The sequence below is a fragment of the Euzebyales bacterium genome, from assembly GCA_035461305.1.
Lineage (GTDB): Bacteria > Actinomycetota > Nitriliruptoria > Euzebyales > JAHELV01 > JAHELV01.
In genome coordinates, this window is record DATHVN010000135.1 from 1 (window position 1) to 23,436 (window position 23,436).

At 71.8% G+C, this 23,436-nt stretch carries 23 protein-coding genes; 14 read left to right on the plus strand and 9 right to left on the minus strand.

The window, feature by feature from the left end; all coding sequences use genetic code 11:
* Both coxB and VK923_12405 read right to left on the minus strand, forming a co-directional pair.
* Positions 1-643, minus strand: a 643-nt coding sequence (coxB, locus tag VK923_12400) for a cytochrome c oxidase subunit II (GenBank protein HSJ45476.1), incomplete at its 3' end; no start/stop codon positions are given.
* A 309-nt stretch (positions 644-952) separates the two neighbouring features.
* The gene (locus tag VK923_12405) at positions 953-1,924 is read right to left on the minus strand and encodes a glycoside hydrolase family 15 protein (GenBank protein ID HSJ45477.1); all 972 of its coding nucleotides are present in this window, start codon (positions 1,922-1,924) and stop codon (positions 953-955) included.
* A gap of 595 nt (positions 1,925-2,519) precedes the next feature.
* Here VK923_12405 and VK923_12410 point away from each other — a divergent pair.
* Complete coding sequence (locus tag VK923_12410) at positions 2,520-2,927, plus strand: c-type cytochrome (protein ID HSJ45478.1); 408 nt, start codon at positions 2,520-2,522, stop codon at positions 2,925-2,927.
* 81 nt (positions 2,928-3,008) lie between these two features.
* Here the strand turns inward: VK923_12410 and VK923_12415 are convergent, their stop codons facing one another.
* The 3 genes from VK923_12415 to VK923_12425 are packed head-to-tail and all read right to left on the minus strand — an operon-like array spanning position 3,009 to position 6,197.
* Positions 3,009-4,547: a cytochrome bc complex cytochrome b subunit gene (locus VK923_12415; protein HSJ45479.1), complete on the minus strand. Its 1,539-nt coding sequence runs from the start codon at positions 4,545-4,547 to the stop codon at positions 3,009-3,011.
* Positions 4,544-5,407, minus strand: a complete 864-nt coding sequence (locus VK923_12420) for a ubiquinol-cytochrome c reductase iron-sulfur subunit (GenBank protein ID HSJ45480.1) — start codon at positions 5,405-5,407, stop codon at positions 4,544-4,546. The genes VK923_12415 and VK923_12420 overlap by 4 nt, the downstream gene beginning before the upstream one ends.
* Positions 5,400-6,197, minus strand: coding sequence for a c-type cytochrome (locus tag VK923_12425; GenBank protein HSJ45481.1), 798 nt, complete (start codon positions 6,195-6,197; stop codon positions 5,400-5,402). Before VK923_12425 ends, VK923_12420 begins: the two co-directional genes overlap by 8 nt.
* 175 nt (positions 6,198-6,372) lie before the next feature.
* On the opposite strand from VK923_12425, the gene VK923_12430 reads away from it, so the two are divergent.
* Complete coding sequence (locus VK923_12430; protein ID HSJ45482.1) at positions 6,373-7,020, plus strand: SDR family NAD(P)-dependent oxidoreductase; 648 nt, start codon at positions 6,373-6,375, stop codon at positions 7,018-7,020.
* Between the two features lie 12 nt (positions 7,021-7,032).
* Complete coding sequence (locus VK923_12435) at positions 7,033-7,896, plus strand: BsuPI-related putative proteinase inhibitor (GenBank protein HSJ45483.1); 864 nt, start codon at positions 7,033-7,035, stop codon at positions 7,894-7,896.
* A gap of 116 nt (positions 7,897-8,012) precedes the next feature.
* Here the strand turns inward: VK923_12435 and VK923_12440 are convergent, their stop codons facing one another.
* On the minus strand, positions 8,013-9,338 hold the full coding sequence (locus VK923_12440; protein HSJ45484.1) for an NAD(P)/FAD-dependent oxidoreductase: 1,326 nt from the start codon (positions 9,336-9,338) through the stop codon (positions 8,013-8,015).
* An 84-nt stretch (positions 9,339-9,422) separates the two neighbouring features.
* Here VK923_12440 and VK923_12445 point away from each other — a divergent pair, with 84 nt between their 5' ends.
* On the plus strand, positions 9,423-10,778 hold the full coding sequence (locus VK923_12445; GenBank protein ID HSJ45485.1) for a deoxyribodipyrimidine photo-lyase: 1,356 nt from the start codon (positions 9,423-9,425) through the stop codon (positions 10,776-10,778).
* Between the two features lie 29 nt (positions 10,779-10,807).
* Positions 10,808-11,314 carry a hypothetical protein gene (locus VK923_12450; protein HSJ45486.1) on the plus strand — a complete coding sequence of 169 codons (507 nt, stop codon included), beginning with the start codon at positions 10,808-10,810 and terminating at the stop codon, positions 11,312-11,314.
* Between the two features lie 163 nt (positions 11,315-11,477).
* Here VK923_12450 and VK923_12455 read toward each other — a convergent pair whose 3' ends face one another.
* Both VK923_12455 and VK923_12460 read right to left on the minus strand, forming a co-directional pair.
* Positions 11,478-12,104 (minus strand): HAD family hydrolase, encoded by a 627-nt coding sequence (locus tag VK923_12455; GenBank protein ID HSJ45487.1) that lies wholly within the window; start codon positions 12,102-12,104, stop codon positions 11,478-11,480.
* Between the two features lie 169 nt (positions 12,105-12,273).
* Positions 12,274-13,191, minus strand: a complete 918-nt coding sequence (locus VK923_12460; GenBank protein ID HSJ45488.1) for a sugar phosphate isomerase/epimerase family protein — start codon at positions 13,189-13,191, stop codon at positions 12,274-12,276.
* Between the two features lie 18 nt (positions 13,192-13,209).
* On the opposite strand from VK923_12460, the gene VK923_12465 reads away from it, so the two are divergent.
* From VK923_12465 to VK923_12500, 8 genes are all read left to right on the plus strand, one after another.
* Positions 13,210-13,500 carry a glutaredoxin family protein gene (locus VK923_12465; protein HSJ45489.1) on the plus strand — a complete coding sequence of 97 codons (291 nt, stop codon included), beginning with the start codon at positions 13,210-13,212 and terminating at the stop codon, positions 13,498-13,500.
* Between the two features lie 372 nt (positions 13,501-13,872).
* Positions 13,873-14,577, plus strand: coding sequence for a redox-sensing transcriptional repressor Rex (locus VK923_12470; protein HSJ45490.1), 705 nt, complete (start codon positions 13,873-13,875; stop codon positions 14,575-14,577).
* Positions 14,578-14,593: 16 nt separating this feature from the next.
* Complete coding sequence (locus VK923_12475; protein HSJ45491.1) at positions 14,594-15,265, plus strand: bifunctional precorrin-2 dehydrogenase/sirohydrochlorin ferrochelatase; 672 nt, start codon at positions 14,594-14,596, stop codon at positions 15,263-15,265.
* The gene (gene hemA / locus VK923_12480) at positions 15,241-16,500 is read left to right on the plus strand and encodes a glutamyl-tRNA reductase (GenBank protein HSJ45492.1); all 1,260 of its coding nucleotides are present in this window, start codon (positions 15,241-15,243) and stop codon (positions 16,498-16,500) included. The genes VK923_12475 and hemA overlap by 25 nt, the downstream gene beginning before the upstream one ends.
* 11 nt (positions 16,501-16,511) lie before the next feature.
* Positions 16,512-17,468, plus strand: coding sequence for a hydroxymethylbilane synthase (gene hemC, locus VK923_12485; protein ID HSJ45493.1), 957 nt, complete (start codon positions 16,512-16,514; stop codon positions 17,466-17,468).
* Positions 17,458-19,029 (plus strand): uroporphyrinogen-III C-methyltransferase, encoded by a 1,572-nt coding sequence (gene cobA / locus VK923_12490; protein HSJ45494.1) that lies wholly within the window; start codon positions 17,458-17,460, stop codon positions 19,027-19,029. Before hemC ends, cobA begins: the two co-directional genes overlap by 11 nt.
* A gap of 229 nt (positions 19,030-19,258) precedes the next feature.
* Positions 19,259-20,254, plus strand: a complete 996-nt coding sequence (hemB, locus tag VK923_12495; protein ID HSJ45495.1) for a porphobilinogen synthase — start codon at positions 19,259-19,261, stop codon at positions 20,252-20,254.
* A 92-nt stretch (positions 20,255-20,346) separates the two neighbouring features.
* The gene (locus tag VK923_12500) at positions 20,347-20,703 is read left to right on the plus strand and encodes a nuclear transport factor 2 family protein (protein ID HSJ45496.1); all 357 of its coding nucleotides are present in this window, start codon (positions 20,347-20,349) and stop codon (positions 20,701-20,703) included.
* 144 nt (positions 20,704-20,847) lie between these two features.
* On the opposite strand, the gene VK923_12505 is transcribed toward VK923_12500, so the two are convergent.
* Positions 20,848-21,984: a DUF2867 domain-containing protein gene (locus VK923_12505; GenBank protein HSJ45497.1), complete on the minus strand. Its 1,137-nt coding sequence runs from the start codon at positions 21,982-21,984 to the stop codon at positions 20,848-20,850.
* 238 nt (positions 21,985-22,222) lie between these two features.
* Here VK923_12505 and VK923_12510 point away from each other — a divergent pair, with 238 nt between their 5' ends.
* Positions 22,223-23,305, plus strand: coding sequence for an aldo/keto reductase (locus VK923_12510; protein HSJ45498.1), 1,083 nt, complete (start codon positions 22,223-22,225; stop codon positions 23,303-23,305).
* The last annotated feature ends 131 nt before the right edge of the window (positions 23,306-23,436 follow it).

Here is a 23,436-nt window from a genome sequence, read left to right on the forward strand (position 1 = left end):
GCTCGAGCATGTCGCGGAGCCATTGCCGATACTCGGCCGGCGACACCGCGATAACCTCGAACCGCATGTTGGCGTGCTGGACGCCGCAGAACTCGGCGCACTCGCCCAGATACCGCCCTGGCTCGGTGGCATGCAGGGTCAACACGTTGGTGCGTCCCGGGATCATGTCACGCTTTCCCGACAGCTGGGGCACCCAGAAGCTGTGGATCACGTCCTCGGTGTGCAGCCGCACCCGCACGTCGGTGCCGGTGGGGATGTACAGCTCGTTGGCCGTCACCAGCTCGGCGTCCTCGTAGGCGAACTCCCACCAGAACTGGTAGCCGGTCGCGTCGACGACGACGTCGTCGCCGCCTGGTCGTGCCGCGATGCCCAGCAGGTCGATCACGAACAGGGATGCGAACGCAACCGATGGCAGCACGATGCCTCCGCCGACGATGAACCGGCGGTGCAGTCGCCGTTCGTGCTCCTCGTCGACGTCGCCGCTCGGTCTGCGGACCATGGCGACGACGAACAGCGCCAGCCAGCCGACGAAGATTGCCCCGCCGAGGGCCAACGTGAACCACCAGATCCTGGCCGCGATCTGCGCATCGGTGCCACGCGGCGCCAGCGTGCCGCTGAGGCTGCATCCGGCGAGCAGGAGCATCGTAAGGAGAACCACAGCCGTGCGGGCACGCCCCAAACGCCCCGAGTGGACCTGCTGCTCGCGCAACGATGCGCCGGATGCGACGGTCATAGGCATGCGCGACCGCGGTACCCGACCATGTGACGTCATATTCGTCGTCCGGCGAGAAGCATGGCAGCCGATCAGTCTCCCCCACGCCGCGTCGTCCCCGAACGGAGTGTGCCGGATAAGACCCGGATGCGCGTGTTGGCCGGCACGGTCAGTCGCGTTGGAGCACCAGTGCGGCATTGATGAGCGCGAGATGGGACAGTCCCTGGGGGTAGTTGCCCATCAGCACGCCATCTTGGAGTTCGTGTAGGGCCGCTGCGCTCCCTCCAGCTCCGAGATGCCTGAGTCATCACACGTCCACAGCGCGGTCACCAGGTTCGCCATGTCGGCGACGGGGCGCGCAGTGCGGTCGTCGAGCACACGCCCGTCATTGGTGTAGCGCCACGTCATGTCGAGCAGGTCACCGAAGTTGCCGAGCTGCAGCTGACCGGCTGCGCCGTTGCCGATCCGCACCGGTCGGGAGTCGCGGTAGCCGCGCAGATCCAGCGTCTGGTCGGGCAGCCGGGGATCGCCGTCGAGGCCGAACATCGGCTGGATCCGGGGATGCGTCCGGTTCGTCGCACGCTGCAGCGCGGTGAACGAGGCGTGCGCCTGCGCCTGGAGACCGATGCCCATGAACGCGTCGAGGATGAACGACGCGTCGCGCACCCACCGGTAGCGGTAGTCGTAGTTGGCCGAGCCTCCGATGCGCTCCGGCAGTGCCATCGTCGCGGCGGCCGCGATCGCTCCGGAGGACTGGGAGATCAGCAGCTGCAGGGCGAGGCCGCTGCGCACGACCGCGTCCCGGTACGGCCCGTCGTACGACATGGCCGAAGCCCGCTGCCGCCAGAAGTCGGGGGTCCGGCCGATCCGCGTCGCGACCTGGTCCAGGCGTGGGAACACCAGGGGCTCGTCGTCGACGCCGACCAGGCACAGCAGGCGGCGCGAGCCCTCGGTGCACGACACGGTCGCCGTCAGCGTGCCGCCCTCCGCGCGCAGCTCGCCATCGGCATCGGTCACCACTGACACCGCTGTCGAGTCGCCTTGCGCGACCGGGTGGCCCCGTTCCATGCGCCAGCGCGTCGGTCTGCGGCCGAAGTCGAACCGCGGCCGCACGCGGACATCGACGTCGACGCGTCCGCTGACGCACTCGATGCGCCGTGCCAGCTCGACCCACGGCAGCAGGCGGCCCTCCTGCAGCGTCAGCGCATCCATGACCCGCACGACGGCGTTCGCGGTCGTGAACGGGTTCTCGAGGACGTTGGTGTCCGGTAGGTACCGCGGGCGCGCGGTGAACTCGCCGCAGGGTCGCAGCTCGAAGCTCCCGCCGCGGTCAGGGTCGAGCAGTGCCGCGAAGAACGCCGGCCCGGACAGGTCGGGAGGCAGAGCCAGTCGATGGCCCCGTCGGCAGCGACCAGCGCGGCGGCCCGCCCATCACCGATGACGCCGTACGCACTGATCGGTGCCTAGCCGTCGATCCTGTCCATCGCACCTCTCCGTGCATGTTGCCGCTCGACGACGGATGCGCCAGTTGTGCGACGCCTCGGCCGTCGGTAGCGGACCGACCGTCACGGCCGACGCGCAGGTCTCCCCACCCCGCGAGGTGACGCGGCATGCCGACGGCGGGTGGGACGATGATCCCGAGCCGGAGGTCGACGGCGCCTGCAGCCTCGACGACGCGCCGAGCTTGGCGAGCGGGTTTGTTGATGTGCACGAGCCACTCGTCCGGTGCAAGTGTGCTGCTCGCGGCGTGCATGTGGCTCCCGCAGCCGGAGATGTAGGGTCGCAGCGCGCGGCGTAGGAGGTGGCAGTGGACGCAGTGAGGAGTGGCCGACGTGGGTCCCGTCGTCGCGCCCTCGCCGGATGGTCGCTCGTCATCACGTTGATCGTGGCCGGCTGCACCGCGCCGATGACCCGCCCGCAGCAGGTCGGTGCAGGGGAACCCGAGATCGGCCGCCGACTGATCAGCGACTACGGATGCGTGAGCTGTCATGTGGTGCCCGGCATCGCATCGACGCCGTCGTACGTCGGTCCGCCGCTCGACCACTGGGGGCAGCGCTCCTACATCGCCGGCGCGCTGTCCAACAACCAGGAGAACCTCGTGCGCTGGATCGTGGGCCCGCAGGAGGTCGAGCCAGGCACCGCGATGCCCGACCTCGGCGTCACCGAGCAGGACGCCACGAACATCGCCGCCTACCTGCTGTCGCTCAAGGAGTGATCGCGGAGTGATCGCGCCTCGCCGCTGTGACGCGACGGCGAGCCTCACCGGCGCTCCCGCCGACCGTGCGACTGCTGTCGTTCACGACGGGCGGCGTCGGAGCCCGTATCGCACGAGCGAGCCCACGGCGGCGATCGCGCCCACCGCGGCGACGGCGCCGGCGAGGGTCGCTGGTCTGCCGCGATCGTCGAGTCGGTGCCGCATTTCGCCCGAACGGTGCGTGCCCACCGTGACGGCGCCGCTCGACGTCGTTGCGTGACCGGCGATCGCCGCGTCGGCCGCCTCGCCTGCGTGCGACGGTTCGAGCGGGTCGGCGCGCGACAGATCGCGTGCGGCCTTCCACACCCCGAGACCGACGAGCACCGGGAGCACGAAGAAGAGCACACGCTCGGCGTTGCGGACAGGCACGATCGACCAATCGAACGTCGTGACGAACACGTCGTCACTGCCGGCGATCAGCAGCACGACGAAGCCCGTGATCGCCGCGGCCCCCAGCGCCGTCCGGACGGGACGGTCGCGTGGGCGGTCCAGGATGTGGTGCTCAGCGTGGTCGCCCGTGAGCCAGGCCTCCAGGAACGGCCACAGGTAGAGCACGCCGAACACGACCCCGGGGTAGAGCACGGCCGGGAAGAACTGGTTCGCCACGGTCCAGGGTCCCAGTTCGAGGCTCACGCCGGGCATCAGCCGCAGCGCGCCCTGCAGCCACAGGAAATACCAGTCGGCCTGCGACCCGCTCGACACCGCGAACACGTCGTACGGGCCGTAGAGCCACACCGGGTTGATCTGCAGGAACCCACCCATGAGGTTGAGCACCGCGGCGATGAGGAAGAACAGCCCGACCGAGAGCGTGGCGTAGGACGGCCACAGCCGTAGGCCGACGACGTTGTCCTCGCGACTGCCACGCCCCGGGAACTGCGTGTGGTGGGGGCGCGCCACGAGGAACAGGTGCACGCCGATCAGTGCGGCGATGAGCGCCGGCATCAGGAAGATGTGGACGGCGAAGAGCCTGGACAGGAACCCCTCGCCCGGATACTCGCCACCCCAGATCCAGTACGCCAGCCACGTGCCGACGACGGGGATCGACTCGGCGATCGAGTAGCCGATGCGCACACCGGTGCCGCTGAGCAGGTCGTCGAGCAGCGAGTAGCCGGCGAAGCCCTCGGCGATGGCGACGACCATCAGGGTGACGCCCGTGATCCAGTTCAGCTCGCGCGGCCGACGGAACGCGCCGGTGAAGAACACACGGCAGAGGTGGATGAAGATCGCGCCGAGGAACACGATGGCGGCCCAGTGGTGGGTCTGGCGGAACAGCAGGCCGGCGTCGACCGAGAACGACAGGTTGACCACGGACTCATAGGCCTCGGTCATGGTCACGCCGCGCAGCGGCTCGTACGTGCCGGCGTAGATGACCTCGGCCTCGCTCGGTGTGTAGAACAGCGCCAGGAAGATGCCCGTCCCCACCAGCACGACGAACGAGTACAGCGCGATCTCGCCGAACAGGAACGAGAAGTGCTTGGGGAACACGTAGTCGAGCGTCGAGCGGGTGAACTTGGCAGCGCCGACCCGCTGATCGATCCACTGGGCGAGCCGGCCGAATGGCGTCGTCGTGTGGTTGGTCATGCGCCCGCGTCCCCGGCGTCACCCAGTCGCCATCGGTCCGGCCCGACTGGTCCCGAGAAGTCGCCGGCGGCCAGCAACAGCCCGTCCGTGTCGATGCGCAGTGGCAGCTGCGGCAGTTCCCGCGGCGCGGGGCCGAACACCGGGACCGCCCCCTGCGCCACGTCGAACGTGGCCTGGTGGCACGGGCACAGCAACAGGTAGCCGACGTTCTGGTACAAGCCGACGGGACAGCCGGCGTGCGTGCAGACCTTCGAGTAGGCGACGTACCCCTGCGGCGTCCAGTTGGCGCGTCCGGGCGGCAGGTCCAGGTCCTCCATCGGGATGCGCATCAGGACGACCTGGTCGTCGGCTCTCGGGTCACGGCCCTCGGGGAAGACCGTCACGACGCCACCGAGGTCCAGTGTGTCGGACGCGATCCGATGGCCGCGCTCGTCGATCAGGTACACACCCTCACGCCATCCGGTCTGGCGGAGCCCCAACGACGGGGCGGGCCCCAACGACCGTGCGGGCCACACGGTGCCGAGGCCGAGTGCGCCCAGCGCCGCAGCGAGCAGCCCGCCGAGCAGCCCACGGCGTCTGATGGCCCGTCGGCCCGCCTGGAACCGCTCGGCGGTCTCACGCTCCTCCTCAGGCGGTGGGACCAGGGTCGGTCGCGGTTCCTCCGAGGACTCGTGTGGCATCAGCCGCCGCGACCACCAGGCCAGGCCGGCACCGATGCTTCCCAGCGCCACCGCGAGCGCCGCCGACAGCCACTGCGTGCCGGCGTCGAACTGGTACGCGGCGATGAAGCCCGCGCTGGCCGCGACGCTGATCAGGAACGCCAACGCGACCCGCACGGTCCCCCCCGGCCGGTCAGCCACTGCGCTCTCCCAACCACGCGGTCACGAGGACCAGCACCAGCATCGCGACGAACCCGGCCAGGGTCTCGGTCGACGGACCCCAGTGGGCCAGGCCGTACCCGCCGGCGTCCTGGGGCGTCCGCAGGTAGTCGGCGTAGGCGATGACATCGTTGAGCTCCTGATCGTCGAGCTGCCGCTCGCTGAACTGCGGCATCGCGCCGGGACCGACGCGAATGGCCTCGGCCAGCTGCCGGTTGGGCACAGCATGCAACGGCGGTGCGTTGCCGCGGTTGACCAGCGCACCGCCCTTCCCGTCCCAGTTGTGGCACGAGGCGCAGTTGAGCCGGTACAGCTCGCCGCCACGTGCCAGGTCGACGTCGGTCAGGTCGAGCTCCGGGATCGGCGGGCCCGCACCGAGGCCGTCGACGTAGGCAACCAGCTCGCGGATCTGGGGGTCGCTGAAGGCCGGTTCGCCCCGCTTGGTCTCCTGGTCCGGCTCGTCGATGGGCATGCGCCCGCTGCGCAGCCAGTAGTCGGCACTCGCTGCTCCGACGCCGATCAGCGAGGGGCCGCGCCACGTGCCCTGGCCCTGGTTGCCATGGCAGCTCGCACAGTTGGCCTGATACAGCTCGGGCCCGAGGGGCAGCTCGCTCTCGGGGACGTCCTGGCCGTGCGCTGGTCGCAGAAACAGGAGGGTGCCTGCGACGGCGAGCACCACCACCCACCCGAGCAGGGCCCCGGCCTGAGGTCGACGCCGGAAGGCACCAACGGACGGTCGGCGCCGCCAGATGGCGGGCTCGCTGTTCGTCATGCGGGCGGGCCTACCCCTGGTCTCTTCATACAAACGGCTGGTCGTCCGGCTCGTCACGCTACCGAGCCGCGTGTGGACCGCGGAGGCCAGTCGCCATGATGTGTGTCCTTCGGTGAGGCGGGAAGGCAGCAGAGACTCGCCCGACCTCGACAATTGACTCGATGACGGAGTGGACATGGCAGACAGCGGCACGACCGTCGTGATCACAGGGGGGACGGCCGGCGTTGGGCGAGCGACCCCGCGCCGGTTCGCTCAGGACGGCGCCCGCATCGCCTTGCTCGCGCGCGACAGTGATCGCCTGGACGCGACGCGCAGGGAGCTCGAGGAGATGGGCGCGGCCGTGCTCGCGCTGCCGACCGATGTGGCCGACCCCGACCGCGTAGAGGCCGCGGCGAAGGCGGTCGAGGAGGGCCTCGGCGAGACTGACATCTGGATCAACGACGCCATGGTGACGATCTACGCCGAGTTCCTCGACATCGACCCCGACGAGTTCCGCCGGGCGACGGAGGTGACCTACCACGGAACGGTGTGGGGCACGCGGGCGGCGCTGCAGCGCATGGTCCCCCGTGACCGCGGGACGGTGGTCCAGGTCGGGTCGGCGATGGCCTACAGCTGCCAGCAGACCGGTCAACCGTTGGATCCGGAGGGACACGACAACCTGTTCGAGCCCGCGTCCGGCGACAGGGGCGCGCACGGGCCGTTCGACGATCAGGCCCATGCGCACAGCCCCCAGCTGTGGCTGACGAGGCGCCGGGGGCCGGTCGCGCTGGCCGTGGCGGCGGTGTCGGCCGCCGCCGTCGGCACCCTGCTCCGCCGCTCATAGCACGCTGCGCCGGTGCGTGCCCGACTGCTCGTTGCGTTGGTGCTGCTGGCGAGCGCGTGCGGCGACGCGTCGCCACCGTTGGCCGAGACGTCGACCGATCGTCTCGAGCTCGAGGTCGCACTGACGCCCGATCCGCTGGTCGGCGGTCGGGAGGCGACGTTCGAGCTGCACGTCACGAACACCAGCGACCGGCGCGCACTGCTCACGTTCGACACGACCCAGCGCGGCGATGTGGTGCTGTCCACAGGAGACGTCGAGGTGTACCGATGGGCGGCGCGTCGGGTCTTCGCCCAGGAGCCGCACGAGGTGGCGTTCGCGCCGGGGCAGACCGTGCGTTTTCCACTGGAGGAGGAACCGCTGCCGGTCGCACCTGGGGACTACGAGCTGATGGCCACCGTCACGGGCGTGCCCAAGCTGCGTACGATCCGCACTGCCGCCTCGGTCGTCGGCAACGCCGCCACCGAGACGCCGTCGCCTGAGCCGACCGGCCCGCCGGAGCTGTCGGTCGCCTACGTCGGGGTCGTCGCCGACTACGCCGCGGTCGTCGACGCCGGCGGCCGCGCGGCCCTGGACGCGCCGCAGGCCGACCTCGAGCAGGTCGCCGCGAGCCTCGGGCCGTTCGTCGCGGTCACGGCGGGGGGCGTCATCGGGTCCGACTCCGTCACCGAGCTGTTCGGCGCGTGGTCCGACGCCGTGGCCGAGGCGGTCAGCGACGGCGGACGCGGCGGTGCCGTCGCCGTTGCGCAGGCGCACGCAGCGGCGTCCGAGTCCGTTGATCCGCCCGCTCACGATGTGGCCCAGGCGTACGTGGAGCACCTGGACCCGATGGCTTCGACACTGCGGCGCGAGTGCGTCAGAAGCTCACGACGCAGCTGATCGACGAGGTGTTCCTGCTCGCGACGGCCGTCGATGTCGGGAGCTGGAGCAGGCACCCGTCACCGACGTCCTCGACGAGAACGCCGACGGCCGGGGATCGTCGCGGGCCTGCCCACTCAATCGCTCTGGTCCGCGGCGGCCTCCCGGAGCGGCAGCTCGGGTCGGCGCAGCGTTCCGAGGCTGACCACGTCGCGTCCCATCAGCTCCCGCAGGGTCCAGTCGGACCAGACCTGCAGCTTGCGCCGCACGCTGGGCACGCGCGCGATGTGGTACGCGCGGCGCAGGTACCACGGCAGCGCACCGTGCAGATGCCGGCCGAACAGCTGGGCGACGGCGTCGTGGCGGCCGAGCGTGAGCATCTCGCCAACCATCCGGTAGCGGAACGGTGTCGGCCGGCCGCCGCGGACGACCGCGGTCAGGTTGGCGGCCAGGTGCCGTGCCTCCCGGAGAGCGTACTGGGCGCTGGGCGGGCACGTGCCACCGGTGACGATGTCGGGCACCGCCGCGCAGTCGCCGGATGACCACACGGCGTCGTGACCGGTCACGCGCAGCGTGGGGTCGACCGTGACCGCGCCGCTGTCGTCGACGGGTAGCCCGAGCTCGGCCAGAAGAGGGTTCGGCGCGACGCCGGCCGCCCACACCAGCGTGTCGGCCGGCACGGTGTCCCCGTCGGACAGCGTCAGCACGCCGCCGGTCGCGTCGTCGACCGTGGTCCCCAGCCGGATGTCGACGCCACGCCGCCGCAGCGCCGCGGCGGCCTGGTCGGCCAGTTCCTCGTCGACCATCGGCAGGATCCGGTTGGTCGCCTCGATCAGCAGCCAGTGCTGCTGCTCCGGTGCGATCTGCGGGTACAACCCCGCCGCGCTGCGCGCCATCGCCTCCAGTTCCCCGAGGGCCTCGACGCCGGAGTAGCCGCCGCCGACGAATGCGAACGTCAACGCGCGGCGCCTTGCGGCCGGGTCGGTCAGCTGGGACGCGGCTTCGAGCCGCGACAGCACGTGGTCGCGCAGGAACAGCGCCTCGGGCACCGTCGTGAACCCGACCGCGTGCTCGACCAGCCCGGGCACCGGCAGGACCTTCGTCTCGGAGCCCAACGCCAGGACGAGGTGGTCGTATCGGACCTCGGTGGTCTGGCCGTGTGTGGGCTCCACCGTGATGGTCGAGCGGGACGTGTCGACGTCGGTCAGCCGGCCCGCAACGATGTTGGTGCCGTCGAGCACGCGTCGCAGCGGGACGACCACGTCAGTGGGCTCGAGCATCCCCGAGGCCACCTCGGGCAGCAGCGACTGGTAGACCATGTAGCCGGTCGGGTTGATCAGCGTCACGGCCGCATCGTCGGCGTCGAGCGTCCGTTGCAGGCGCCACGCGGTGGTCAGGCCGACGATGCCACCGCCGACGATCACGATGCTCGGTCGCATCTGGGTGGTCGTGGTTGCAGTCATGGGTTCGACGCTTCCCATCGCGGTCCGGCATATGCGGCACCGTCGGATGGGTAGGCCGCTGGTCCACACCGTCAGAGGTCCTTCATGTCCACCGCCGTCGTCCTGTGCACCCGCGACCTGCGCGTGCACGACAACCCCGGGCTCGCCGCCGCCTGCGCCGAGGCCGACCGCGTGGTGCCGCTGTTCGTCTTCGACGACGCGGTGCTGGCCGCGCGTGTCGCCGCGCCGAACAAGGTCGCGTTCCTGCTCGACAGCGTGCGCGACCTGGCGTCGAGCCTGCGGGACCTGGGGGGTGCGCTGTTCACGCGGCGGGGCGACGTGGTCGACGCGGTCGGTGGGGTGGTCGCCGACGTCGACGCCGACGTCGTGCACGTCGCCGACGACGTGACCGGGTACGCGGGTCGACGGCTCGAGGAGCTGCACGGTTCGTTGGACATCGAGGTGCTGACCCACCCCGGTGTCACCGTGGTCGCGCCGGGCGAGATCGTGTCGTCGTCGGGCGGTCACTACGAGCGCTTCACGCCGTACTGGCGGCGTTGGCGCGACGTCGAGCACCGCATGCCGGTGGATGTGCCGGACGGCGTGTCGTGCCCGTCGACCCTGCCGGTCGGCTCGATGCCCGCGCTCGGTGACCTGGTCGACGGCCCGCTGTCGCCGGACCTGCCCGACGGCGGCGAGACGGCGGGGCGCGCCCTGCTCGACGCGTGGCTGTCCGAGGGTGTCGCGACGTACGACGACGGGCACGACGACCTCGCCGGCGACTGCACGTCGCGGCTCTCTCCCTACCTGCACCTCGGCTGCGTGTCAGCCAGCGAGGTCGTCGCGCGCGCCCCCCGCCGCGGGACCGGTGTGGACGCCTTCGTCCGACAGGTCTGCTGGCGGGACTACCACCACCAGGTGCTGGCCGGCCGCCCCGCGTCCGCGTGGGAGGACCACAACGACCGGGGTGACGTCTGGCGCGATGACGACGAGGCGTTCGCTACGTGGCGGGAGGGCCGCACCGGCTACCCGATCGTCGACGCGGGAATGCGTCAGCTGCGGCGCGAGGGGTGGATGCACAACCGCGCACGTCTCATCGTCGCGTCGTTCCTCGTGCGTGACCTCTACGTCGACTGGCGCGCCGGAGCGCGGCACTTCCTGTCGCTGCTCGTCGACGGCGACATCGCGAACAACCAGATGAACTGGCAGTGGGTCGCGGGCACCGGTACCCATGCACGTCCCAACCGCGTGCTCAGCCCGCTGCGGCAGGCGGAGCGGTTCGACCCGCACGGCGACTACGTCCGACGGTACGTGGACGAGCTCGCGGGTATCACAGGCAGCGCGGTCCACCGGCCGTGGGAGTTCGATGACGAGGTCCGTGCGGACCTCGACTACCCCGACCCGATCGTCGACCACGCTGACGCGGTCGACCGCTTCCGGGCAGCGCGGGGACTGGACTGAGGCAGCACACCGGACACAGGAGCAGGTCGATGTCGGACACCCAACCGAGCACCAGGCCGGTCGAGGCGGCGTTCGCCGACGCTGCGCAGGCCGAGCGGGCCGTCGTGCAGTTGCAGGAGCACGGCATCCCGGCCGACCGCATCGACGTCGAGCACGGCGCGACGGCCGCCCCGGGGCGCACCGCGGCGGAGGACACCGAGACGATGAACCGCATGGCGGGCTCGTGGTGGGGCGGTGTGGTGCTGGGCGCGATCGCCGGCGGGCTGCTCGGCGCCCTCATCGGCGTCGTCGTGTCGGGCCCGGGGACCGGCGTGTTCTGGGGTCTGTCGTTCGGCGTCGGTGGCGCCGGTGCCGGACTGGGCGCGCTCTACGGCATGTTCAGCGGGTTCGTCGGGCGCAGCAGCCGCACCCGCCAGTTCGACGACGACCACCGGCCGGAGCTGAGCGACGCGGTGCGGCTGCTGGTCGCCGTCGAGCCGGACCAGCTCGACACCGTGCGCCGCATCGTGCGCGAGAAGGGCGGCACGTTGTCGTAGGCCCGTCGTGGGCGCCGCAACGGTCCTTTGACGAGCTTGGCTTGGTGGAGTGGCTCACGCCACGTCGCGCCCGTCTGAGAAGCTTGGCGCTGCTGTCGGGTCGCCGCGTCGATGGCGTCCTGGCCGCCTGCACGGCCACCAGCTCGCAGCGCCGTACCGCGCGTTACAGCGTCGCGACCAGGTCGACGGGCGTGTCGACGACCGTCGCCGGTCCGCGCGCGGTGAGCGCACTGTCGCCGAAGCCGCCGCTGCGTACCGCGATCATCTGCATGCCGACCCGCCGGGCCGCCGCCACGTCCCATGGGCTGTCACCGACGAGCACGGCGTGCGCGGGCTCGACCTCGATCTCCCGGCACGCCGCGACCAGCAGGTCGGCCGCGGGCTTGGCGTCGTCGACCGCGTCGGCGTCGGTCGCCGGCAGCTGCGGGTCACCGAGCGCGTCGAGGAGGGCCTCGCGGATGGCCGCCTGTGCCGACGTGGCGATCACCGTCGGCACGCCGCGCCGGTCGAGGTCCTCCAGCAACGCGGTGGCCCCGACCGTGGGACGCAACCGGTCGCGCTGCTCGAGGAACAGCTCCTCGTGCGCGTCGGTGATGGCGTCCAGGTCGTCGGGCGCGCCACTCAGCAGCCAGGTCACCAGCCGGCTGCCGCCGAGCCCGATGCCCCGGTGGATCCGGTCGAGTGGCACGTGGTGACCATGGTCGCTGAGCGCCCGGTCCCACGCCAGGACGTGATGGTAGACGGAGTCGACGAGCGTCCCGTCCAGATCGAGCACGACACCGAGCCGCACGGCAGGTCCTTTCGAGGTGGGCGACGTCCTTCGTCCTACCCCGTGCGCCGCCGCACCATCGCGCTCGCCGTGGCTGTCGATCAGCGTGCCAGGACCAGCTGCAGCGCCATCGCCCCGACGATTGCCACGAGCAGGACCGTGATCGCGATGGTGGTCGCCGGCCGCACCGTCAGAACCTCCCGGGTCGTGCGTGCCCACTCGATGCCGGTGTGCGGTCCACGATCGGCACGCCCACGCCGGTCTCGTCCAGCGCCAGCTCGTCGGCGAGGCGCTGAGCCCCGGGAGCACCCGGCTCGTCGGGAGCCGGGAGCTCGCCCCGCAGCCACCGCTCCGCGCGCTCGCGCTGACCGGAGAGGAACCGCACGAGGTCGTCGCGGTCGTCGGCGTACGGGCGGATGTCGAGCTCCAGGGTCACGGTGCCGCTGTAGCCGCTGCGCCCGACATGCGCGAGGAAGCGGTCGATCGGCAGCATGCCCGTGTCGAGTGGTGCGTGGCTGTCCTTGCCGTTGCCCAGGTTGTTCGACACGTGTAGGTGCACGACGCGGTCGCGCAGCGCATGCCACGCCTGGAACAGGTCGACGCCGGTGACCGCGAAGTGGCTCGTGTCGAACACGACGTGGCGGAACGCCGTCAGCTCGTCGGGCCGGACGACCGACGAGAACGGCAGGCCCCACAGCGGGTAGAGGTTCTCCATGCCGAAATGCAGGTGCCGGTCGGCGGCCTCGTCGGCGGCGTCGGTCCGGGCCCAGTCCGTGTGCGCACGTTCCCACCGCATCGGGGCGTGCGCGACGAGAATGCTCGCGCCGACCTCGTCGGCCAGCTCGAGCGACCGGCGCGACTTGTCGACGTAGTTCCCGCTGAGGACGTTGCGGAGGAACAGCATGTACGGGCCGTGCACCACGGGTACCGACAGGCCGGCCTCGCGTGCGAAGTTGCAGATCTTGTCGCTGTCCCGGGTCTCGGCGCTGTGCGAGAACAGGACCTCGACGCCGGTGAAGCCGGCCTCGGAGAACAGGTCCATGGTCCAGCCCAGCGGGCTGAACATGAATGGGCCGGTCGCGCCGAGCACCTGCGGAGCTGAGGTCATGCTGCCAGGCTAGCGAGCATGCCTGTCGCTTCGTGGCGGGTGGGCACAGCGGAGGAGGTCGAGCCAGCCGTGGTCACACGCCGGAGGGTCACTGTCTACACCCGGCGGGGCTGCCACCTGTGCGAGGACGCCATCGCGATCGTCCGGAGGGTCGCCACGGGCCGGGCGGACGTCGAGCTGGTCGACATCGACGGCGACCCGCACCTGTTCGAGCGCTACACGGTCCGCGTGCCGGTGATCGCGGTCGACGGCGTCGAGATCGCCGAGTACCAGATCGCCGCGGACCAGCTGGAGCACGCGCTGCGCTGACGGCTGGGTCGTGGTCAGGCGCACGCTGACCTGGTGTCCGCGATGCACGCGGTGCCAGCGAGTCGCCGGGCGAGAGCCTGACGCGCCAGCTGCTGCGCACTCTGGGCGTACCCGCGCCGCGGCAGCAGGACCGGATCCGGCTGCCATCCAGAGCCGTCGCCCGTGTCGACTTCCTGCTCGCCGGGCATGTCGTGGTGGTGGAGTTTCGATGTCCCGGACCCTCGACCGCACGGTCGTGACGCGAGCGGACACGCTCGTAGGTGTCCTCGTGAAACGACCGCGACGGTCGGGCGTGACACGCAAGGCTTTGAGGCGGTCGGCCCGCACGCCTACGCTGGTTGGGTCCGGCACCGAATCGTCCGAAGGCCGCACGTGGCCCCCCGTCAGATCCCCGAAGCGAGCGTCTCACGCCTGCCGGTGTATCTGCGTGCGCTGGTCGAGCTGGCCGAGCAGGGCGTGCACACCGTCTCGAGCGTGGCGCTCGCGGACGCCGCAGGTGTCAACTCGGCCAAGATCCGCAAGGACTTGTCCTACCTCGGCTCCTACGGCACGCGCGGCGTCGGCTACGACGTCGAGTACCTCATCCACCAGATCAGCCGGGAGCTGGGACTCGAACAGGACTGGCCGACGTGCATCGTCGGCATCGGCAACCTGGGCCGCGCGCTGGCCCAGTACGGCGGGTTCGGTCAGCGTGGGTTCAGGATCGCTGCGCTGTTCGACGCCGACGCCTCGAAGGTGGGCACGGGCCTCGGGGGGTTGGCCATCGCCCACATCGACGACATGGACCGGGTGATCAAGGAGCACGAGATCACCATCGCCATCATCGCCGTCCCGGCACGCAACGCACAGGACGTCGCCGATCGGCTCGTCGCCGCCGGCATCACCTCGATCCTGAACTTCGCGCCGTCCGTGATCCAGGTGCCCGACCACATCAGCCTGCGCAAGGTCGACCTGTCGATCGAGCTGCAGATCCTGTCGTTCTACGAACAGCGCAAGGTGGCGCAGGAGTCCGTGCTGCGCGGGACGACCCGCCGACGCCTCGAGGCGGTCGAGCGCGACAGCGGCGCGGACGCCTGACCCCAGGGGCGCCGCGATGACCGACGCGCAGGTCCCGGCCGCCGGCGTGCCCGTCCTGGTGTATCCAGCGCGGCTGCGGGTGCTCTGTGTCGGTGGCGGCGTCGTCGCCACCGGCAAGATCACGGATCTGCTCGACGGAGGTGCGCGGGTGCGGGTCATCGCTCCCGAGGTGACCGCCACGCTGCGGCAGGCGGCCGACGAGGGTCGGCTGCGGTGGCGGCGCGGACACTACCGCCCGGACGACATCAGTGACGCGAACCTCGTGCTCGCGGCGACCGGTTCGCCACAGGTCAACGCGGCGGTCGCGGCGGACGCGGACGCGGCGGGGCGTCTGTGCGTCCGCGTCGACGACGGACCCGCCGGCAGCGCCGCGATGATGGGATCGGTCAGGCGCGGACCGCTCGTGCTGGGCGTCGCGACCACCGGCGCGGCGCCCGCGCTGACCCGTCTGGTGCGCCGCGAGCTGGCGGACCGCTACGGTCCCGAGCACGGCGTGCTCGCAGAGCTGAGTGTCGAGCTGCGGAGTGACCCGCGGGTCGTCGCCGCGCTCGGCGATCTGGACGTCGAGACGCGCCGCGCGCGTTGGCGCGCCGTGTACCACCCGGATATCCTCGACCTCATTCGAGCCGGACGTCTCGATCAGGCAAAGGAAGCTGCGTTAGCGTGTCTGTTGTCGTCGTCGGACTGAATCACCGGCACGCCTCGCTTGAGCAGCTCGAGCGGCTGGCGGTGTCTGCGGACCAGGCCCCCAAAGCGCTGCTGTCGCTGACGCAGCGCACCCACATCGCCGAGGCGGTCGTGCTGTCGACGTGCAACCGCGTAGAGGTGTACGCGTTGGTCCACCGCTTCCACGGCGGCATCGCCGACGTGCGCGCCTTCCTGTGCGAGTGGGGCGGCATGGCGCCCGAGGACCTCGACGGCCTCACGTACGAGTACCACGACGAGCGTGCCGTCGCCCACCTGTTCTCGGTCGCCTGCGGCTTGGACTCCGTCGTCATCGGCGAGCGCCAGGTGGCCCGCCAGGTCAAGCACGCGCTGTTGGCCGCCCGCGCCGAGGACGCGTGTGGCTCGCGGCTGGGCGTGGTGTTCGAGCGCGCGCTGCGGGTCGCTCGACGGGTGCGCACCGGCACACGGCTCGAGCACGCCGCGTCGTCCATGCTCGACGCGGGCATCGAGGCGGCACTGACGCACCTCGACACACTCACGGGGCGCACCGTCCTGCTCGTCGGTGCCGGCAAGATCGGCGCGATGGCGGCCCGCGAGCTCGGTCCGCTGACGGGGCGGCTGCTCGTGACGAACCGGACCGCCGAGCGCGCCGAGCGGCTGGCGGTCCACGGTGCCACCCCGGTGCCCATGGACGACATCGAACGGGGCCTGGCCACCGCGGACCTCGTGATCAGCTCCACGGCGTCGCGGGGTGCGATCATCACACGCGACCTGCTCGAACGGGTCGTCACCCAGCGCGACGGGAGGCAGCTCGTGCTGGTCGACCTCGCGGTGCCGCGGGACGTCGCCGGTGACTGCCGGGACGTCGACGGCGTGGTGGTGCTCGACGTCGACGCCGTCTCGTCGACCGTGACGTCCGCCCCCGCCGTGACCGAGCTGGCGCGCGCGAAGACGATCGTGGCCGAGGAGGTCGCCGCGTTGACGGCCTGGCAGCAGGCGCGGCCGGTCGAGCCGACCATCGCGGCACTGCGGCGGCGGGCAGAGGAGGTCCGCGTCGAGGAGGTCGAGCGCCTCGCATCCCGGCTCGGCGGGCTCGACGAGCGGCAGCGCGCCGCCGTCGAGCAGCTGACCCGGGGCATCGTCAACACCCTCCTGCACGAGCCGACCGTCCGCCTGAAGACGGCGGCGGGCGACGACGCGGCGTGGCGTGCCGAGGTTGTGCGGGACCTGTTCGACCTCGACGATCTCGGCGACTGAGCGGTCTGCACGTGTTGCGCATCGCGACACGCCGCTCCGCGCTGGCGCGCGCCCAGGCGACGCAGGTCGGCCTGTCGCTCGGCGTGCCGTTCGAGCTCGTCCCCATGGCGACCACCGGGGACCTCCATCCGGACCGGGCGATCGAGGCGTTCGACACCAAGGGGATGTTCGTCGACGCCATCCGCGTCGCGGTCGCCGACGGCTCGTGCGAGCTCGCCGTGCACTCGGCCAAGGACCTGCCCGGCGATGCCGTCCCCGGGCTCACCATCGGGGCGTATCCCCGGCGGGAGGACCCGCGCGACGTCCTGATCACCGCCGAGGGCCACCTGCTGCGCTCGCTGCCGTCGGTGGCCACGGTCGGCACGTCCAGCGGGCGGCGCAGGCTGCAGCTGCTGCGCGTGCGGCCGGACCTGCAGGTGCTCGCGGTGCGCGGCAACGTCGACACGCGCCTGCGCAAGGTCGTCGACGGTGAGCTGGTCGCCGTGGTCGTTGCGCTGGCCGGGCTGCGCCGTCTCTACACCGACCCGTCGGAGGGTGGCGTCGGGCCGCTCGGGCTGCCGCTGAAGGCCGTGACGCTCGAGCCGGGGGAGTGCCTTCCCGCCCCCGCGCAGGGCGCGCTCGCCGTCGAGTGCCGAGCCGACGACGCGGACACGCTCGCCGTGCTGGCCAACGTCGACGATCCCGGGACACGCGTGGCCGTCCGGACGGAGCGGACGTTCCAGCGCGCGCTCGGTGGCGGCTGCCTGACGCCGATCGGCGCGCTGGCGACCGTGCACGGCAACGGCCTCGAGCTGGCGGGGATGCTCGCTGACCCGGTGCGCCGACGGGTGCTGCGCCAGACCGCGACGGGCACCACGTCCGCCCCGGAGGCCGTGGCCCGCGCACTTGCCGACCGGATCCGCGAGCTGGGCGGCGAGGAGATGCTGCGCAACATCGACACGCAGGTCCGGGCCGGCCATGGACGATGAGCAGCTCGGCCTTGCCGGGCCGTCCGCGCGGCCCGGCACGGTCCATCTGGTCGGTGCCGGACCGGGCGACCCCGGCCTGCTGAGCCTGCGCGCGGCACACCTGCTGCGCACCGCGACCGTCGTGGCGTACGACCGCCTGGCGCCGACCGCGGCGCTCGCGCTGTGTCCCGCCGAGGCTCGCCTGACCTACGTCGGCAAGCAGCCTGACGGGCACGCGCTGTCGCAGGACGAGATCAACGCGCTGCTGGTACGTGAGGCGCGAGCGGGCGAGGCGGTCGTCCGGCTCAAGGGCGGTGACCCGTTCGTGCTCGGCCGTGGCTCCGAGGAGGCGCAGGCCTGCCGGGACGCGGACGTGCCGTTCGAGGTCGTGCCGGGCGTCACCTCGGCCATCGCCGGTCCCGCCTACGCGGGGGTGCCGGTGACCCATCGCGGGCTGGCGCCGGCGTTCGCGGTCGTCACCGGCCACGAGGACCCGACCAAGGACACCACCCAGGTCGACTACGACGCGCTCGCCCGGTTCCCGGGGACGCTCGTGCTGCTCATGGGAGTCGGACGGCTCGGCGGGATCGCCGCCGCGCTGCAGGCCGCGGGTCGTGGGGCTTCGACACCGGTTGCCGTGGTCCAGTGGGCGTCGACGCCCCGTCAGCGCACCGTCGTCGCTACGCTCGACACGGTCGAGCGACGCGTCGCGGAGGCCGGCGTGTCGTCGCCCGCCATCATCGTCGTCGGCGACGTCGCCGCCCTGCACCACCAGCTCGCCTGGTTCGAGGGCGCCGGGCACGACTGGGTCACCGAGCGGCGGCCGCTGCACGGCCGGCGGGTGCTCGTGCCGCGCACGCGCCAGCAGGCCAGCGAGCTGTCATCGCGGTTGCGGGCGCTCGGGGCCGAGCCGGTCGAGGCGCCGACGATCGCCATCGAGCCCACCCGCGAACCCGACGCGTTGCGCAAGCGGGTCGCCGAGATCGCCGACGGCGCGTTCGACTGGGTCGCGCTGACCAGCGTCAACGGCGTGGCGGCGCTGTGGGAGCACATCACCGCGCTCGGGGCCGACGCCCGCCTGTTGGCGCGGACCCGCGTGGCGGCCGTAGGATCGGGCACCGCCGGTGCGCTGCGCCGCCATGGCATCATCGCCGACGTCGTGCCGGACCGCTTCACCACCCGCGGCCTGGCAGGCGCGCTGGTCGCCGCCGGGCCACCGCAGCGGGTCCTGCTGCCGCGTGCCGACATCGCGACGCCGATGCTGGCCGACCTGCTCCGGCGGGCGGACTGGGACGTAATCGAGGTCGAGTCGTACCGGACGGTGCGGGCCACCGCGCTGGACCCCGATGTGCACCGGGACCTGCGCGGGGGCGGGATCGACGTCGTGGCGTTCGCATCGTCGTCGACGGTGCGCAACCTCGTCGACCTGCTCGGCGGTCCACTGGACGGTGCCGTCCGCGTCGCCGCGATCGGCCCCGTGACCGCCGACACCTGCCGCGAGCTCGGCCTCCGCGTTGACGCGGAGGCGGACCCGCACGACCTCGACGGCCTCGTGGCGGCCGTCGTCGAGGCCGCGCGGTAGGAGAGGTGTCATAGGGCGGGCCGTCGGCGGGGATGACACGGCACACGTCCTCTGGGGGACACCCAATGCGCAGTCTGTTCGCAGCGCCGCTGTTGCTCTGCCGCGCCTTCCTCGCCGCGTATGGCGACTGCGGCGAGGACGGCGGCAGCGACGGCCAGGAACAGGAGCAGGACGGCTGACACGGAGGTCAGCGGGACGGGACCGTCGGTGACCGGTAGGCTCTGCGACGATGCAGCCGCCGCCGTTCCCGACGTCCCGTCCCCGCCGACTGCGGCGCACCCCCGCGGTGCGCGCGCTGGTGCGTGAGACGACGCTGACGCCCGACCGCCTCGTTGCCCCGCTGTTCGTCAAGGAGGGCATCGACGAGCCGCAGCCGGTGCGGTCGATGCCAGGCGTCACGCAGCACACCGTCGCCAGCCTGCGCGACGAGGCGAAGGACCTGCGCGCGGCGGGGGTGACCGCCGTGCTGCTCTTCGGTGTGCCAGCCGCCAAGGACCCGGAGGGTTCCGAGGCCTGGAACGACGACGGGGTGCTGCAGCAGGCTCTACGCGCGCTGCGTGACGACCACGGCGACGGCATCGTCCTGCTGGTCGACACGTGCCTCGACGAGTACACCTCGCACGGCCACTGCGGGCCGCTGCGCGCTGACGGCACGGTGGACAACGACGCAGCGAACGCCGCCTACGCCCGGGCCGCCGTCAGCCAGGCGGCAGCCGGTGCCGACATGGTCGCGCCGTCCGGGATGATGGACGGGCAGGTCGCGGTGATCCGCGCCGCGCTCGATGACGCCGGGCACGCCGAGACGACCGGCATCATGGCCTACTGCAGCAAGTACGCGAGCGCGCTGTACGGTCCCTTCCGCGATGCGGCCGAGTGCGCGCCGCAGTTCGGCGACCGCACCACGTACCAGCTCGATCCGGCCAACGGTGACGAGGGCGTCCGCGAGGCGTTGGTCGACGCCGCAGAGGGCGCCGATGTGCTGATGGTCAAGCCCGCGGTCGCCTACCTGGACCTGGTGTGGCGCGTGAAGGAGGCCACCCGGATGCCGCTTGCCGCGTACCACGTGTCGGGCGAGTACGCGATGGTCCACGCGGCCGCCGAGCGCGGCTGGCTCGACGGCGACCGCGCGATGGCCGAGGTGCTCACGTCGATCGCCCGCGCCGGCGCGGACCAGGTCATCACCTACGCCGCCGCGTGGATGGCCCGCCGCCTCTCCAGTGGCTGACACCACCTTGCGTTTCCGGTACGAAGCACGGTGGTCGTCGTTCGGTGCGGGGGGCGTGCGTGCCGGCTGCCGGCGTGTGGTCGGGAGGCCATGTGACCACCGGTGACCGCCGCGCGGTGGTCGACGCCCACGTGGCCGCCTTCAACGCCGCCGACCTCGTGGCGGTGATGGACGGGTTCGCCGACGACGCGGTGCTGTCGGTCGGCGACCAGACGGTGATCGGTGCCCGTGCGATCCGCACGTTGTTCGCCGACAGCTTCGCCTCACCCGTCACGGCGGAGCTGACGCTCCACCGGGCCGTCGTCGAGGGCGACACGATCGCCTGCGAGCTGACCGAGCAGCTCACCGTCGAGGGCACGAGCCACACGATCGACGTCGCCGCCTTCTACACGGTGCGTGACGGCCGGCTGGTCCGCGTCCGCATCTACCGGGACCTCGGACCCGCGTGACCCTTCGCGATGGCCGCCGGACGCGGCACGCCGTCCCGCGGATCCCGAACGCCCGCGCCGCCGGCGGCTCAGGCCTCGACGGCGGCCACCGACGTTCGTGCCACGCGTCGGCCAGCGGTCGACCACGACCATGCCGGCCGTCGTTCAAGTCATCGAGATCCGCTCCCGTTCGCGGCGTCCGGCCGAGGGCGCCCGCCGAGACAGATCGACCAGTGCGCGCCGGAGCATGGCGCGGACGACAACCGGGTGGACGAGGCGGGCGATACCGAGGTACGGGCGGCCGCCGCGGTTGTTCACACGGGCGACGGTCGAGACGGTCATCGAGCCGTCGGCGATCAGGATCGACGCCCGGAAGTCGAGGTGACGATCGTCGGTGCCCAGCAGCACCTCGTCGGCGGTCTCGGCGACGGGGTCGAAGGCCGACACGCAACCCCGATCGATGCCGATCAGCCCGACGAAGGTGTTGCGCACCAGCATCGCCGCGTCGATCCACATCGGCACGGTCCCGGAACACCGCGGTCCGCCAGACCTCCGGGTCGCGGCTGACATGCGCAGGCAGTCCGGACAAGATGCGCGTCGGCGACGTCGCAGTGGTCGAACGCGTGCCGCGCGAGTGACCCATCGGCGGGATGGCGACCGACCGCGTGGATCTGCCAGCCGGACCGCGCGGAGCAGGCGGACCAGCGGCGACCAACGCGTGGGCCCGTCGATCCGACCGGTGGCCGCAAGCTCGACGTTGTCGAGGGCGTCCTCGATCAGCGCGTCATGCAGCGGACGGGCGATGGTCGGCCACAGCGCGCGCAACACGCCGGCCAGGCGACCATGCATCTCGTGCGTCACGACACACGCCGTGTCGTCAATCGCGTCGACCCGCAGCTCGTGCCAGCCGTCGAGGCCGGCGTCCTCGGCGAATCGGAAGCGCACGCGTCGTCGGGGTTCGTAGGTGATCACCGTGTAGCGGATCCGGCCGGGGCCGCCGGTTGTCGCGCGACGACTGCACGTGCGGCGTTGCAGGCGATCGCAGCGGGAGGCATGCGATCGGTCGCCATCGAGCGGCTCACGGGCGAGCTCGGTACGACCAAGGGCAGCTTCTACTGGCACTTCCGCGAGCGCGCCGAGCTCGTCGATGCGGCGCTGACGCTGTTGGAGCGCGAACACACCGCGGCGGTCATCGAGGCGCTGGATCGCGAACCGGACGCCGCGACACGCCTGCGTACGCTGTTCACCCTGATCGTCACGGCCGCACGGGAGGACCGCGTCGAGCTGCCGTTGCTGGCCCACGCCGCGGACCCGACGGTCCGGTCGGTGCTCGAGCGGGTGACCCCGCGGCGCATCGACTACGTGACCGAGGCGTTCGAGCAGATCGGCTTCCCGCACGCCGCCGCGCGCTGCTCGCGTACACGGCCTACCTGGGCCACCTCCAGCTGCTCCACACCACCGACGAGTTGCCGGCACCGCCCTCCGATCTGTGGCGCGCGCACCTCGACGAGGCACTCGACGCATTGCTGCTCGACGCACGATGATGCGTGCTGCGCCGGCCGCCGTGCGGGGGCTAGGCTCGGCGGTGCTCAGCGACGACCGGAGCCTTTCGACCATGCGGTACCGCAAGCTCACGCCCGAGATCGAAGTCAGCGAGGTCGGCTTCGGCAACTGGACGGTGACCACCGGGTGGTGGGGCCACTACACCGAGGCGGAGGCTGTCGACCTGCACCGCGCGGCCTTCGACGCCGGCATCACCTTCTTCGACACCGCCGACGCCTACGCCGAGGGCGATGCCGAGCGCGTGTTGGGCAGGGCGCTCGGCGACGTGCGCGATCAGGTCGTGATCGCCACCAAGTTCGGCTACGACATCTCCGACGCGGCGACCGCCAACCGCCGCGGACAGCAGGAGCGGGCGAAGGACTTCTCGCTCGACACGGTGCGCGCGGCGCTCGACGACAGCCTGCGCAGGCTGGGCCTCGACCACATCGACCTGTGGCAGCTGCACAACCCACGCATGGGCCACATCGACGACGACGCGCTGTTCGCGTTCCTCGACGAGGCTCGCGAGGCCGGCAAGATCCGCGCGTTCGGCGTCGCGCTCGGCCCGAAGATCGGCTGGCTCGAGGAGGGCGTCCACGCCATGCGTACCCGGCGGGTGCCGGCGATGCAGATGATCTACAACGTGCTCGAGCAGTCCCCGGGCCGTGAGCTGCTCGACGTCGCCGCCGAGACGGGCACGAAGATGGTCGTGCGGGTCCCCCACTCGAGTGGGATGCTCGAGGGCAACCTGACCGAGGACACGGTGTTCCCAAAGACGGACCACCGCCGGCATCGGCCGCGCAGCTGGCTCGTCGAGGGCGTGCAGAAGGTGGCGACGCTCGACTTCCTGACCGGGCCGGACCGGACCCTGGGCCAGGCCGCGCTGCGCTGGGTGCTCGCTGACGCCCACGTCGCGAGCACGCTGCCCAACATCTACGGACGGGAGCAGATCACGGAGTTCGCGCGTGCAGCGGACACGCCGGACCTGACCACTGACGAGCTCGCCCGCGTGGCGGAGCTGTACGCCGGCAACTTCGGGGTCGTACCGCTCGCCGACCAGGCGACGAAGGTGAACGCCTGACGCGCCCGCAGCGGCGTCCGACCAACGATCTGGGGACGCGCCCCAACGCCGAGCCGTCGAAACGTCCCCACAGCGCGAGCGCGCAGGCGGACTGGGGACGCGCCCCAACGCCGAGCCGTCGAAACGTCCCC